The 13,908-nt window shown below is 37.7% G+C and carries 14 protein-coding genes, 1 tRNA gene and 1 other RNA gene; 6 read left to right on the top strand and 10 right to left on the bottom strand.

What is annotated here, in order from left to right:
• Positions 1–13: 13 nt before the first annotated feature.
• The 4 genes from heR to QEN48_RS02075 all read left to right on the top strand — a co-directional run bounded on the left by heR (position 14) and on the right by QEN48_RS02075 (position 3,850).
• Entirely contained in the window at positions 14–829 is an 816-nt protein-coding gene (gene heR / locus QEN48_RS02090; RefSeq protein ID WP_280108760.1) for a heliorhodopsin HeR, read from the top strand.
• 137 nt (positions 830–966) lie between these two features.
• Entirely contained in the window at positions 967–1,890 is a 924-nt protein-coding gene (locus QEN48_RS02085; RefSeq protein WP_280108759.1) for a nucleotidyltransferase domain-containing protein, read from the top strand.
• Positions 1,891–2,160: 270 nt separating this feature from the next.
• Positions 2,161–3,051, top strand: coding sequence for a PH domain-containing protein (locus tag QEN48_RS02080; RefSeq protein WP_280108758.1), 891 nt, complete (start codon positions 2,161–2,163; stop codon positions 3,049–3,051).
• 7 nt (positions 3,052–3,058) lie between these two features.
• Positions 3,059–3,850 (top strand): UbiA family prenyltransferase, encoded by a 792-nt coding sequence (locus QEN48_RS02075; RefSeq protein ID WP_280108757.1) that lies wholly within the window; start codon positions 3,059–3,061, stop codon positions 3,848–3,850.
• 103 nt (positions 3,851–3,953) lie between these two features.
• Here the strand turns inward: QEN48_RS02075 and QEN48_RS02070 are convergent, their stop codons facing one another.
• From QEN48_RS02070 to QEN48_RS02025, 10 genes are all read right to left on the bottom strand, one after another.
• Positions 3,954–5,312, bottom strand: a complete 1,359-nt coding sequence (locus QEN48_RS02070; RefSeq protein WP_280108756.1) for a rhomboid family intramembrane serine protease — start codon at positions 5,310–5,312, stop codon at positions 3,954–3,956.
• Between the two features lie 463 nt (positions 5,313–5,775).
• Positions 5,776–6,600: a phosphate ABC transporter ATP-binding protein gene (locus QEN48_RS02065; RefSeq protein ID WP_280108755.1), complete on the bottom strand. Its 825-nt coding sequence runs from the start codon at positions 6,598–6,600 to the stop codon at positions 5,776–5,778.
• Entirely contained in the window at positions 6,588–7,421 is an 834-nt protein-coding gene (locus QEN48_RS02060) for an ABC transporter permease (RefSeq protein ID WP_280108754.1), read from the bottom strand. The genes QEN48_RS02065 and QEN48_RS02060 overlap by 13 nt, the downstream gene beginning before the upstream one ends.
• Positions 7,422–7,439: 18 nt before the next feature.
• Positions 7,440–8,372, bottom strand: a complete 933-nt coding sequence (locus QEN48_RS02055) for a substrate-binding domain-containing protein (protein ID WP_280108753.1) — start codon at positions 8,370–8,372, stop codon at positions 7,440–7,442.
• Positions 8,373–8,523: 151 nt separating this feature from the next.
• Positions 8,524–8,610, bottom strand: a tRNA-Ser gene (locus QEN48_RS02050).
• A gap of 8 nt (positions 8,611–8,618) precedes the next feature.
• An RNA gene (gene ffs / locus QEN48_RS02045) (signal recognition particle sRNA) lies at positions 8,619–8,932 on the bottom strand.
• Positions 8,933–9,014: 82 nt separating this feature from the next.
• Positions 9,015–9,806, bottom strand: coding sequence for a sugar phosphate isomerase/epimerase family protein (locus tag QEN48_RS02040; RefSeq protein ID WP_280108752.1), 792 nt, complete (start codon positions 9,804–9,806; stop codon positions 9,015–9,017).
• Between the two features lie 21 nt (positions 9,807–9,827).
• Complete coding sequence (locus QEN48_RS02035) at positions 9,828–10,238, bottom strand: RNA-binding domain-containing protein (protein WP_280108751.1); 411 nt, start codon at positions 10,236–10,238, stop codon at positions 9,828–9,830.
• Complete coding sequence (locus QEN48_RS02030; RefSeq protein ID WP_280108750.1) at positions 10,239–10,781, bottom strand: AAA family ATPase; 543 nt, start codon at positions 10,779–10,781, stop codon at positions 10,239–10,241.
• On the bottom strand, positions 10,778–11,494 hold the full coding sequence (locus tag QEN48_RS02025; RefSeq protein ID WP_280108749.1) for an anaerobic ribonucleoside-triphosphate reductase activating protein: 717 nt from the start codon (positions 11,492–11,494) through the stop codon (positions 10,778–10,780). The genes QEN48_RS02030 and QEN48_RS02025 overlap by 4 nt, the downstream gene beginning before the upstream one ends.
• A 183-nt stretch (positions 11,495–11,677) precedes the next feature.
• Here QEN48_RS02025 and thpR point away from each other — a divergent pair, with 183 nt between their 5' ends.
• Together thpR and cca are read left to right on the top strand one after the other, a co-directional pair.
• Positions 11,678–12,238 carry an RNA 2',3'-cyclic phosphodiesterase gene (gene thpR, locus QEN48_RS02020; protein WP_280108748.1) on the top strand — a complete coding sequence of 187 codons (561 nt, stop codon included), beginning with the start codon at positions 11,678–11,680 and terminating at the stop codon, positions 12,236–12,238.
• The gene (gene cca, locus QEN48_RS02015; protein ID WP_280108747.1) at positions 12,231–13,631 is read left to right on the top strand and encodes a CCA tRNA nucleotidyltransferase; all 1,401 of its coding nucleotides are present in this window, start codon (positions 12,231–12,233) and stop codon (positions 13,629–13,631) included. Before thpR ends, cca begins: the two co-directional genes overlap by 8 nt.
• Positions 13,632–13,908: the final 277 nt, after the last annotated feature.

Here is a 13,908-nt window from a genome sequence, read left to right as displayed (position 1 = left end):
TTAGGGGTTTTTAGTGGATAACTTAGAACGTAAAAAAGCTATATCTAACTCAGAGATAAGCTTTAGTAATTTAAGAAAACTTAATGTACAGGCAGGGATTCTACATCTATTCCAAGGTTTTTTGTTGGTTGCACTTGGTTTCTGGCTTGAATGGTCACGAGATATATATACTTTTTATCTAGATTTTGAGATTACAAATGGAACTTTCAATGTTTTGCCAAACCCAGAGGTTTTTTTCACAATCGAGTATTTAGGTATTATCCTTGCTTCATTCCTGTTAATATCCGGGTTCGCACACATATACATAGCCTACGTAAAAAACAAGAAATACAAAAAATATCTCAGCCAAGGAATGAACCCATATAGGTGGTATGAATACTCAATATCAAGCTCCATAATGATCGTATTAATCGCACAGTTCGTTGGTGTATGGGAGTTCTGGTCATTGGTGATGATATTCGTACTTAACGCCATGATGATCATGTTCGGATACCTAATGGAGAAAATCAATAGCTTTACAAAACAAGTTGACTGGACCGCATACATACTCGGAGCAATATCAGGCTTCACCGCATGGATCGTTATAGCAGCCTACTTCATAACAGCTGTAAGTACCGCAGAAACACAGCCACCAACATTCGTATACCTAATTCTCGTCGTATACTTCGTCTTATTCAACACTTTCTCAGCAAACATGGTTCTACAGTACAAAGGAATAGGAAAATGGCGAGACTACCTATACGGAGAAAAAACATACATAATACTTAGCCTAACAGCTAAAACAGCTCTCGCATGGCTAGTTTTCGTCGGAGTGTTCTCACCATTCTAAGAAACACCATAGATTATGGGTTGAACAGGCGCAAAAACCCGTGCTCTAGCGCTGGAGTACGTTAATTAAGTAACTCATTTAAGAATTTGAGGGTGTAGGGAAACTAAAAACAATATTAAAATCAATTTGTTTTTGGCATGAAAAACAAGGTATTTAAAATCAGAGATTTCTTTAAAGTTGACGGTATGTTGTTTTCAACCGTTAGATATAGCCAGGGAGATCAAGTCGAAGCATTACTACGTTATGTGGAAAATCCATCTGGAAGTAGAGAAAGTAGTTTAGATGGTAAAAGATATAAAAAACTTGATTTCAAGGAGTCCTTCCAATACCTAAAACAAAACAAACCACGTTATTTAAAGATGTTTAGTGATAGTAAACGTCAGATAATTCCTAAAACAGAGGTCGATAAACTATATCGACCAATAGATGGGGTGACCGGTGGTCTAGAAAAAAAAGTAAAAAAACTACTTACAAAAGAAGGAATCGATGAAAATAAAATTGGTGTAACCGGCTCCAGATTAGTTGGTTTAGAAACTAAATACTCGGATATTGATTTGGTTGTATATGGAGTTAACCAATTCAATAAAGCTAGGAAAGCTATCCAAAAACTAATAAAAAAAGGATATTTAAATCCATACCAAGAATCTGATTGGAAAAAAGCGTACAATAAAAGAAAACCAACCATTAATTACAGTGATTTCGTTTTCCATGAAAAAAGAAAAAACAACAGGGCCATAATTAATGGAACTCCATTAGACCTACTTTTTGTTAGAAACGATAAAGAACTCCCAGCAAAACAGTTCGAAGGGAAAAGAAAAGGCATTAAAAAAATAACCGCCAAAGTAATCGATGACAGAATGAATTATGATTCACCAGCAATCTACAAAATAAAACACCCTGAACTCGATTACGTAGTATCATACACACATACCTACACAGGACAGGCCTACAACGGAGAAAAAATAACTGCCAAAGGAATACACCAAACAGGTGAAGAAGAAGTATTAATAGTAGGTACCACGAGACAAGCAGACGGAGAATATATCAAAACAACCAATTAATTTATAAAAAATAGATTTTTTGGTTTAAGTTTTACAGACTAAGTCCCCTCTCACCTTCAAGAAGCAAGGCGGCAAGCCAAGTAAGATGGTGTAGTTTATTCTATCCGTTATCTAGGTTTGTTGGTTTCGTTGGTTAATTATATCTTGTTTGAAGTTTCAATACCTCGTTTTTGGGGTAGAGGGGGTTAATAGTCAGATAGATATTAAATAAAATAGATATCTATTATGGGTTTGTGTTTTTTAGTTTGGTGTTTTGGAGGTTTGGTTTAGATGGATGTTGATAATGAATTGATGGATGATGAAGAGTTGGTTGAGGAGTTGGCGCCACATCCATTGTCTTTTATCGGTCTTTATTTAGTTTTTCTTTATCCTATAGTACTTGGAGTTATATTCAGTATATATCATGAGGATTTAGTGGTTTATTTCTCTGATTTATTTTTGTTTGAAACGGCTGGTGTATGGACGACTATATCGATTTGGTGGGTTTTTTTGATTGTTCCAGCCATCATAATTGCTTTATTGCGGATAACCTGGAAATGGCTTGCTTTATATATTGGTTTAGCTGTGGTGTTAACTTTACTTAAAATGTATACCTGGGTTGAATTACCACACATGAACTATATATTGGTTATATTTGGTTTGGTGGGGTTGGTTTTTTCTGAATATTATCGACGTCAACATCGTTTTTATTTGACCAATAATCGATTAATTACTGAACTGAGTTTTTTCGGTAAAAAAACCCGTTCATTGATGTATAGCCGTATAAACGACTTGGTTATACAGAAATCAGTTTTGGGAAACTGGTTTGACTATGGAACAATCCTACCTATAACTGCTTCTGGTTTTGGTTTAAGTGATGATATGTCTATGGCTGGAGCTGGCTTTGGGGGTTCTTCAAGTCGTTTTGGCGGTGGTTTAGGTTTCGGGGGTCTTAAAGGAATGCAAGATGCTCGGGGAAGACCTTACTATATACTTTATGGTGTTAAAGAGCCTGAAAGAATATATAAAAAGATATCTGAGTATATCCATCTAACTGAGGCCAGTTCGTATTTAAAGAAAATATCAAGTGATGTGGAAAGATTGAGGGAACATAATATAGATGAGGAAGTAGGGGGAGCAAACACTGAAAACACGGAGTCTGAGGATAATACGTCCACTTAATTGTTTTATGGCAGTTATAGCGGTCCTGATAGGTGGGGCTGTTGCTGGAGACCTAACACAACTGGTTAATCAATTCAACATTGCATTGGCTATGGTTGCCGCCTTCTTAATAACGGGGGCAGGTAACACAATCAATGATTATTATGACCTTGAGATCGATATGGTGAATGCTCCGGAAAGACCGATTCCTTCTGGTGAAATAGGTCAATCCACAGCAAAAACTCTCTCTATATTTCTATTTATTTTAGGAATAACACTATCGATATTTATAAATGTTATATGTTTCTTTATAGCAATAATTAACTCATTATTGTTGTTTTTCTATGCAAGAAACCTTAAAAGAACTCCTTTAATAGGGAATTTAGCGGTTGGGGTTTTGGTTGGCTCAACTTTCCTTTTTGGTGGAGCAGCTGTTGAAGGACTTGCGATAGCAATTATTTTATTCATACTTGCTGCAACTGCCACAGTTGGAAGAGAAGTTGGTAAAGATATCGAGGATATTAAAGGCGATTTAGGTGTAGCTGAAACAGTAGCAACAAAATATGGTATTGAACATTCTTCTTATATAGCGGTTGCATCGACGGTTGTAGCGGTATCTATGAGTCCATTACCATACACACTAAATATATTTGGAGTGGAATACCTTATCTCAGTAACGATAGCAAACCTAGTTTTTATTTATGGTGCAATCCAGTTATATCGTAAAAAAACAATAGAATCCGCATCTATGTTTCAGAAAAACTCTAAAACAGCTATGATACTAGCCCTAATATCCTTTATAATCGGAAGTATATTCTAAACATTTTTTTTGACTCCCGGACCTACTTAATTGGGTTAAAAAAATCTATTTATTTGGTGTCTGAAATTTTATCTTTTAGGCCAGGAATGGGGGCTATTTCTCTTTAGGGATAGCTGGATGTCACTTCAGCGATTACGCCTGTAAATTCATCTGAAGTTAGCCATATCTCGTTTTCAATCAATTCAAATGTAAATCCTTTCTCTTCAACTATGTGTTCTTCTCTTTCACTCAGTGAGATGTTGAAATCAGTTTCTCCACGACCCTCTATTAAGTATGATTTGTTTTCTATGTCAAACCCAACATATAGTTTGACATCACCTACTTCAAGTCCGGTGTATTCATTTGGCCCGGTATATAGATTTTCAAGACCTTCTTTGGAGTCTATCCATATACTGCCCACCGAGTTTCCATCAACAGGTGATATTTCAGAGTAATGTATGTCGACTCGTTCATAAGACAGTGCTCCTCCAACGTAAAGGTATGTAGAGCGTTCTGAAACCAGTTCTTGTGGTGAAGCAACCATGGTGTAAATCTCCCTATCTTCATTGTAGACCAAAACACCGTCTCCATCTTTAAACCAGAAATCATAGCCTTCTACTGTATAAGCCTGGTCAGGAACCGTTGGAGAATCCATCGTTATTTTAGCTCCAACAAAAGTAAACGATATCACTAGAGTTAAAAACAATATCAAGAATATAGAGATTTTCCAAACCTTTTGTCTAGAAATTAAATCCCTATATGATTTCTTACGTCCACCTAAACTGTTTAAAGGCTGTGGCTTAGTTTTTTCAACATCCACATACCTCCAATATAAATAAACTAGCGTTGCTAAAACCAATACTAATATGAATCCTGCTGCACTGAATAAAATGTACTCACCATTTTCAACATAACTGAACGGTAGGTCAAGCCCCATCATCAAGCCAATGATAAAAACTGCAAAGAATGCATGAAGCGGTTCAGGTTTCTTGAAACCACCTCTATAAAAATAGTAGGCTACTGCGATCAATATCCCAAATAAAAAACCAAGTAGGTGAGCCCAAATCCCTACTCCTGCCCAACTGGGTTCAGCGATAACAGTTGTAACTCTTGTTACCTCTACTGGAACCAATAAAACTGAAATCAGGTTGTTAAGAATAATGTTTACTAAAAGCAAGACAATCACTAAAACCGGAGCCAGTACTGCACAAAACCCAATTAATGCAAAAACTATTGCTGAAAAACCGATTCCTGGAGGAGTACCCATAGATAGCGCTACTCCCACTACAAACCAAGTTATGGGAAATAAAATGACAGCTCTGAAAAAAGGCCATGACAAAAAACTACCTAAACGGCCCTTACTAAAAAACCTGGTTTCTCTAGCTCCAGTGTTAAATATTATCTCTACCAGTGGGGCGAAAACAAGTGTTGCAAGCATGTTTGAAAAAAGATGATTCAAGCTCATGTGGGACCATGAACTCAACAACATCCCAAGAGGATTTGAAAATGAGTTAGAAGCAAATGGAAGCCATAAAGGATTGAGTAAATCCCATAAACCTCTTTGAATAAACAGATAGACCAAGATATTGATTCCAATAACTATAAACGTGCCGATAGGTAGTGATAGATACAGTCGTCTACCTATAAACTCTCTAAACTTACGCCACCTGTCTTGGTTACTTAAAACCAATATAAGGACAACGAAGGTTAATACAAATATCGTTACAAATCTAAAGAGGTTATCAATCAACACAATAATCCCATCGCAAACTACAGTAAGGTAAACCTATCCAGTCAACAATATGTTTTTTAAAAAACAAAAACACTTCCATCCCACACAGAAAGGTCTTTATTTTTTTTATCCCGATTCTGGGCTAAGACCTCTTTCTCTTTAGGGAGAGGTCACTTCACCGTATCTTGTCTTTTAATTGGTTTAATAATAAAGATTAGTAAACAAGTTTTCCTTCGATGAATCTCTTTGTTTTTGGGTTTTTTGGGTTGTTGAATATTTTTTCGGTTTTTCCAACCTCAAGTATTTGGCCGTTTATTATAACTGCTACACGGTCAGCTATGCGTTCAGCTTGGTTCATGTCGTGTGTTGCTACTGCAATTCCTATTCCTTTTGAACGGGCTTTATGGATCGCGTCCTCGATTATAGCGGTGTTTCGTGGGTCTAGGTCTGAAGTTGGTTCGTCTAGAAGTAGGTATTCTGGTTCGATTGCGAGTGCTCGAGCGAAAGCGACTCTCTGAGCTTCGCCTCCAGATAGTGTTTTGACGTTTTTGTTTATGTAGTTTTCAAGGCCTACGGTCTCCAATTTTTTTAAGACATTTTGGTCTATTTTTTTATTTATTAGTCCTTTTATGTGGTTTTTTAATCGGTCTCGCCATCGTCGTCTTACTTTTAGGCCATATTTTACGTTTTGGTGTACTGAGGCGTTGAATAGGTTTGGTTGTTGGAAGACCATTCCTATTTTACGTCTCATTAGGAGTTGTTGTTTTTTGGGGAGGCCCCAGATATCGTTGTCATTGAAGAGTATATTGCCTTTATCTGGTTTGTAGAAAAGTGATAAAAGCCTTAATAAGGTTGTTTTACCAGTTCCGCTTGGACCTATGATGGCTAGAACTTCTGAATGCCTTAAATCTAGTGTTATATCTTTTAATACCGAGTTGTTTTTATTTTTAAATCCAAACTCTACTCCTGTTAAGGCTATCTTTTTCGTTGTTTCGGTTTCCAAATTCTTTGTTTTTTCAATTGTTTTTAGTGATGCCATTTATCTTCACCACCTGATATGCGGTTATATCCCAGGCGTATTAAAACACCATTTATTAAAAGGACCAGTGCTACAAGGATTCCGCCTAACAGAAGAGCTGTTTCAAATCTGCCTTGTCTTGCTTCGAGTTGTATAGCTGTTGTAAGTGTTCTTGTAATCGATGTGCCGTCATAACCAGCTATATTTCCACCAACTATCAAGACGGATCCAACCTCGCTAACGGCTCTTCCAAGACCGGCTAATACAGCTGTTATTATGCCGGTTCGGGCTTCTTTAATTGTTACTAGAGATACATCCAGTTTTGTTCCACCCATAACATATGCAGCGTCACGAACACCGTCACGGACACCCATCACTGATGATAAAGCTATTCCTGTTATGACTGGTGTTGCAAGGACAAACTGTGATATTATCATTGCTTCTTTTGTGAACATTAGGTCAAAGGTGCCTAACGGACCTTGGTTTGAAACGGCGAATAAGACAACAAGCCCTACAACAACGCTTGGAAACCCCATACCGGTGTTTATAACTGACACTATGAGTTGTTTTCCGGGAAAATCTGTGAATCCGATGAGCATTGCGACCGGTATACTGAATATGGTGCTTAAGAAAACTGCAGTTAAGCTGACATAAAGAGATACATATATAATGCTGGTTATATAGTTCAATTCGAAGGGAAACTCTATTCCAATCAACTCTAAGACTGATGTGGAATCAATGATAAGAAATGGGTTTTGGACAGTGGTTAGGCCTAAGTATTCATAAAAAACCAGAGTTTGTTGGCTTAAAAAGGCCTCCAGCATTATTAGAAGGGTTTCCATTGTTGATCAAGTATTTTTTTATGGTTTCCATCCTTTGGGTATGTATTGCTGGAAGTTTGGTTCTTTTGATATTGCCTTTGGATAGAACAGTTGTTCTCCGTTAACGGTGTAGTCTTCAATTATTTTCTGGCCTTTCCTTGATGTTATAAATCCGATATATGCCATTGCGAGGTCATAATTTACGTTCTCATGCCTGCCTGGGTTTACAGCTATCAAGCCATATGGGTTTGATAAAATCTCTGAACCATTACCTATAGGACCCTCTACCAACATACTCAGATTTAGGTTTTTTTTCATTGAGAGGTATGTTCCCCTATCTGCGAGTGTGTAGGCATCATTGCTGTTATCAGCGTGATTTAGTACGTAACCCATTCCTTCACCAGTTCCTATATACCAATTGCCCTCTGGGTTTTTGCCTAATTTATTCCATATTTCAAGTTCTTTTGCATGTGTTCCAGATGTGATAAAATCCTTAACGTTGTCTCCACGTGAAATAAAGGTTGATTTGGTTTCGGCTATTTTTTCAAATGCTTTGAGGGCGTTTTCCATTCCTTTGATGTCTGCTGGATCGTTTTCTGGTCCTACGATTATGAAGTCGTTGAACATTATGTCTCGGCGGTTAACGCCATATCCTTGTTTAAGAAATTCGTCTTCTAGTTCACGGGCGTGGACCAGTAATAAATCTGAATCTCCTCTTTTTGCTGTATCTATGGCGGCTCCGGTTCCCTGTGCGACGGCATAGACGTTTACTCCGTATCTTTGTTCAAATTCTCCGTTTATTCGGTCTAGTAGGCCGGTGTCATATGTGCTGGTTGTGGTTGTTAGCATGAGTGTTTCATATGTTATTGATGGTTTTTCGTTGTTTTGGGGTCCTATACATCCAGTTATTCCGAGGGTTGTTATTCCGGCGGCTGCTCCGCCTAATATTTTAAGGAAGTCTCGTCTTTTCATTATACCCAAAAACCGTTATATCGTATTACACATAACGCCTTGGGTTTAAACATATAAATATATTACCCACCCCCGGGTTTTAAAAAAAACAAAAACAAGAAATAAAAAAATTAATTACCAAGAAAATAACGAAAAAAAACCGATGGTTTAGCGCCGGGGACGGGATTCGAACCCGCGAGGGCGTGATGCCCACTGGTTTAGCAAACCAGCGCCGTGGGCCAGACTTGGCTACCCCGACAATATAGCCGGTGGGAACGCCAGGGAGTTGACAGAGCGACTATACTCGGTGTATATGCCTCCTCCTCATCCCCGCAACCCTCTGAGCACTGAGTGTCCATGGATGACCTGCTCCCTTCCGGGCCTGAGTCGTTGTCCATGATTAAGATATGTATGTCGACCCTCCAGTCGACACGCATACCACCATCAGTCCCAGAGGACGAGGAATCGACGTTAGAGACATATTCCTAAGTATAGTCCCTCTGCCGTCCCCCCGACTTCGCCACCTACATAACAGCGATTTTAGGTTACAGAGGACGCCGAACCCTCCAGCTATCCCACCGGGAATATATGTTAGTTCTTACGTATGAATAAAATTGTTGCCACTCTATGTTATGGTGTTTTAGTATCTGGTTATCGTTTTGTCTATCTGGTTTTCTGGGTTTTTTCTGTGTAGTTTAACATTTTTTGTTTACTTCTCTCTCCTTCACTGAGGGTTCGGCCTTCGATTACGTATATTCCTTCGTAATCTCTTAGTTTTTTTAAGCTTTGTCTTATGTTGATTGTTCCATCGCCGAGTTCAAGATGTGAGTCGTAATCGCCTTTGTTGTCATGTATATGTATGTGGTGGATTTGATCGATGTTTTCGAGAAATTCATCTATGTTGTCGTTGGTGTGTGCGTGTCCTATGTCGAAAGTGAATTTTAGGTTTGGTCTGCCAACTGTCTCTATGAAGCCTTCTATCTCTGATGGGTGTTTACAGAATAGGTGTTCCATTTTAGGCATGTTTTCTATTGCGATAGTTGTGTTTTGTTCTTCTGCGTAATCGGCGAGTCTTCTGAAGGCCCGGATAGTTCTTCTCCACGCTCTGTCTCTAAAATGGGTTGTTACGCTTGTTAGGTGTCCAGGATGGATTGTTATGCATCTTGCATTTATTTCTGATGCGCCTTTTATTGTTGCAATTGTTTTTTTTATGGAATTTTCCCATATTTCGTCATTGAGGCTTGCTAGGTTGATTCCTTCAAATGGTGCGTGTATTGACATCGGGAGTTCTTGACTTAGTTCTTTAAATATCTCGATGTTTTTTCCTTTGAGTTGGTGGTTTCCATCGGCTAGTATTTCTACTCCATCGAAATTGTGGTTTTTTATTTTTTTGACCATTTCTTTTGGCCGGAGTTCTAGCATGTTAAATGATGCGAAGTATATTGGGTTTTCCATAGCTTCTATCCAACCTATTTTTTATGTTATCGGTTTTCCGTCTTCTGTTTCTGGTGTAAGCCAGTTTATTGTTTCTTGTAGTTTTTTGGGTGTTTTTTCTTTTATTTCAATATTGATTGTTCCGAGTATGTCGTTGTCTTTTAGGTTTATTTTTTGGTTTGTTGCGCTTTGTTTGTTTATTGAAAAACTGGTTTTGTTTTTTTCTTTGTTTTTGTGGAGTACTGTTCTTGTTGTGTCGATGATTTTTTGTTCCCAGATTTTTTCACGGATTTTTTTGAGCGATTGTTTGTTTCCGTTGGCTGTTAATGATTTTTTTTGGTTTATTTTTTTTATCTGGATCTCTATTTCTGGGAAGAGGTTTTTTATTAGGTTTTTTATTTTTTCTTGGTCTTCTGTTGGGTATATCGGGGTTTTTAGTTTTATTTCTGTCATTTATTTTATTCCCTCTACCAAGGTTTTTATTTCTTTTTTAAATGTTTTTAAGCTATTTTCGTTTTTTATTTTGTAGTCTGCTTTTTTGATTGCTTCGTCTAATCCCCATGAGTTTTCTCTCTTTTCTTTTTTTAGGAATTGTTTCCAGCTTGCCGCGTCATCGGATCTTTTTCTTTCTTGGATTCTGTTGAACCTGGTTTTTTGGCTTGATTTTATAGCTATAGATATGAAGTTGTCTCCGAACTCCTTTCTAAATCTATCAACTTCTTTTTTGCCTCTTATTCCATCGATAATAACTATATCTGAGTTTTTTTTCTTAATTTGGGGAATTGTTAGTTCTGCAATTGCGTCAAGCCCGTTTTTTTGTCTTAATTCATTTGCTACTTTCCCTATGTTCTCTATTGTTTCTTTTAATCCTCTTTCACGTGTTTCTTTTCGCACTGTATCCCCCATTCTTACTACCGGGATTTCATCGTTCTTAAGAAATTTTGCCGCTGTGGTTTTACCTGATGCTTGCCTTCCTACAAATCCAATGACGTTCAAATTTTTTCCTCTCCTCTCTCAGCTGTTCTAATCATGATTTCTGGATAATTAATTTGCTTTGCCATCTCAATTAACTCTTCTCTACTGAATTTCTCTATATTTCGGTACTCTGAATCCATAGAGTTTTCAGGGTTTCCTTGCTGTATAACATACTTTATGCCATCTAGGTCTTTAACTATCTTTTGAACCTCTTCAAAACCTACTTTACCTCTAAACAAAGTGGTAGTTATCTCACATTCACCCTCAAATCTCTTTAGATGGTTTAGTGATTTCTCTATTTTATCGGTATCTATCTCCGTTCCAGCCACCTTGCTGTAAAGTTCCTCATTAGATAGAGGAGCTTTGATGTCAAGAGATATAAAATCTACTAGACCTGTATCTATTAACTTTAAAACCCTTTCTGGATACGACCCATTTGTCTGAACCCCAAAACCGAGGTCAAGTTCCTTAACCCTTCTAGCCAGCTGTATTAAAGCATCAATCTGCATCGTTGGTTCCCCACCCGATACATTAACCCCCTCTATATAACGACTGGATTCACGTATTTCCCTAGTTATCTCTGAAACCATTCTTTCATCCTTACCACTAATTATATCGTGGTTCTGGCAGTATGGACACCTAAAATTACATCCTCTAAAATAAATTGACATACATGGCTTTCCAGGCCAATCAATCGTTGTTAAAGGTATTTTTCCACCAAAATTAAATTTCATTACTAAAAACTCCGGTATACCCAATTAAACCTACTTCACTACCTATTTATAGAACAGTTTACAGTATGTCTAACTAAAGGGTTATGAATGGTTGGATTTACATTACCTTTTTTTTTGTCATCAACCAGGTTAGTGGTGGGGTTATATTTCTGTAATTAGAAATATATATACTGGGTGTTTTGATTGAGAAGCTTTATTTCACTTGACCTACCTGATGAATTTAGTGATGAGATTGAGAGAATTCAAAATGAATTGGTTGCAAGCGGGGCCGACCTGAATCTTGTAGACCCTGAAAAGGTACATATAACTCTTAAGTTTTTAGGTGAAATCGATTCAAATCAACTTGAAAATGTTTTTAATGGAGTTAAAAAAGCTATAGGTGGTTTTGATAGTTTTAAAGCTTCAATAGAAACAGTTGGTGTGTTTCCAGACCTCGATTACATCAAGGTAATCTGGCTTGGTGTTGATAAAGGTAGTCAGGAGGTTGTTAACCTACATCAACGTATTGAACAAGAGATGGTTTCAATTGGATTCGATGAAGAAGAACATGAGTTTGTTCCCCATGCCACACTAGCTCGAGTTAAAAGTGGTCGTAACAAAGAACAGCTCGTTGAAACTTTAAAAAAGAACGAAGGTATTTATGTCGGCGAAACAACATTCAATTCCGTCAAGATAAAGAAAAGCGAGTTAAAACCAGAAGGACCTGTATACACCGATCTTAAGGAGGTAAAGCTAGGTGGGTGACATAGATAACGTCTTAACGCGTGTAATATCTAAAGTTACACCAAGTGATGAAGAAAAAACAAGAGCTGATGAAACAGTAGAGAAGGTCAAAGAGATTGTCAAAGAGGTTGGAGATGAAGTTGGAGTTGAAGTGCTGCCGAAAACCGTTGGTTCTGTTGCTAGGGGGACCTGGACCTCCGGAGACAGAGACATCGATATCTTCATGGTTTTACCTAAAGACATGAATGAAAAAGAGTTTAGAGAGAAAGGCTTGAAGCTAGCTAGAGACACAGCATTACATGCAGATCGATATGTTGAGGAGTTCGCAGAACATCCCTACATCACCGCTAAATTCGGTGATTTCGATGTCGACATAGTTCCATGCTACAACGTAGATAACTATAGAGAAGTAACTTCAGCCGTAGATAGAACACCTTTACACGATGACTATGTCAGCAAAAAATTAAATAACGAATTAAAAAACAGTATAAAACTTCTTAAAAGATTTATGAAAGGAATAGGTGTCTACGGAGCCGAATTCAAGGTAGGTGGTTTCTCCGGATACCTCACAGAACTAATAGCACTTAAATACCAAAAAACAAGCTCTAAAACAAAATACCCTACATTCATCAACACACTCAAAAAAGCATCAAACTGGAGAGACGGCGAAACAATAGATATTGAAAACCACGGTACCAGCAACCAATATAAAGGCCCATTAATCGTTGTAGACCCAGTTGACCCAAACCGTAACGTGGCAGCCGCTCTAACCAAAGAAAGTTGGGCAGAATTTATCTCCGCTTCACAGATGTTTCTTGAAAAACCATCAATCAATTTCTTCTATCCAAAAGAGAGAAAACCAATCGAAAAAAAAGACCTAAAACAAATAATCAAAGAAAGAGAAACAAAACTCATTTTACTAGAATTTGACAAACCAGATATAGTAGATGACACACTCTACCCCCAATTAAGAAAAACCGCCAACTGGATCGAGACACTGCTCCAAAACCACGGTTTCAACGTAATCCGTAGCAAGGTAGATGGCAAAAAAGGAGCATACGTATTAATAGAGCTAAAAGAGAAAAAACTCCCATCAGTAGAAAAACACATCGGCCCACCAATAACAGCAAAACAACACAGTAAGAGTTTTTTAAAAAAATACATAGACACTGAACTACATTCCGGACCATACATAGATAAAGATCGATGGGTAGTTGAGAGAAAAAGGAAAAGAAAAGAGCCAACCCAAGTAATAATAGAGAAAATCAAGGATCCTAAACGAACCGGTATAGGTAAAGACTTAATTAAAACCGATATAGAGGTTTTTGAAGACCTTGAAATAATTAGAGCTGACCAGAAATTTCTAACCAACTACTTCATCGAAACCCCAATATGGCTTGAAAACACCATGTGACCCCTATATATATCTAACTGAAGATTAGGAAGGTGCTTCCATTCTCTTCATCCGTACCATCTGAGATTACAGATTACCGATAGAAGCTTACAGTAACGTCCAGCAAAGGGTGGAACATCCACCTGTTTCGTGGTCACCACCTATCTTCACCAACTTAATAATACAGAGGCATGGGTCAACGATAATGGCTTCAGGACACGGCCATCATACCTACAATACAGGAAAAGACTTTTGTTCGTTCCAATATAAGGGCTATTCATTCCCTCCTATGTCCTAA

The organism is Methanonatronarchaeum sp. AMET-Sl (assembly GCF_029854155.1).
Classification (GTDB): Archaea; Halobacteriota; Methanonatronarchaeia; order Methanonatronarchaeales; family Methanonatronarchaeaceae; genus Methanonatronarchaeum.
The sequence above is the reverse complement of the archived record's forward strand: the minus strand, read 5'-3'. Positions and strand labels throughout refer to the sequence as shown.

What these genes read in the sequence shown, in the direction of transcription:
- QEN48_RS02025 (WP_280108749.1), bottom strand. Translation starts at nt 11,494, where the DNA reads ATGAAATTTAATTTTGGTGGAAAAATACCTTTAACAACGATTGATTGG.
- QEN48_RS02080 (WP_280108758.1), top strand. Translation starts at nt 2,161, where the DNA reads ATGGATGTTGATAATGAATTGATGGATGATGAAGAGTTGGTTGAGGAG.
- QEN48_RS02055 (WP_280108753.1), bottom strand. Translation starts at nt 8,372, where the DNA reads ATGAAAAGACGAGACTTCCTTAAAATATTAGGCGGAGCAGCCGCCGGA.
- QEN48_RS02085 (WP_280108759.1), top strand. Translation starts at nt 967, where the DNA reads ATGAAAAACAAGGTATTTAAAATCAGAGATTTCTTTAAAGTTGACGGT.
- QEN48_RS02035 (WP_280108751.1), bottom strand. Translation starts at nt 10,238, where the DNA reads ATGACAGAAATAAAACTAAAAACCCCGATATACCCAACAGAAGACCAA.
- QEN48_RS02065 (WP_280108755.1), bottom strand. Translation starts at nt 6,600, where the DNA reads ATGGCATCACTAAAAACAATTGAAAAAACAAAGAATTTGGAAACCGAA.
- QEN48_RS02060 (WP_280108754.1), bottom strand. Translation starts at nt 7,421, where the DNA reads ATGGAAACCCTTCTAATAATGCTGGAGGCCTTTTTAAGCCAACAAACT.
- QEN48_RS02075 (WP_280108757.1), top strand. Translation starts at nt 3,059, where the DNA reads ATGGCAGTTATAGCGGTCCTGATAGGTGGGGCTGTTGCTGGAGACCTA.
- QEN48_RS02040 (WP_280108752.1), bottom strand. Translation starts at nt 9,806, where the DNA reads ATGGAAAACCCAATATACTTCGCATCATTTAACATGCTAGAACTCCGG.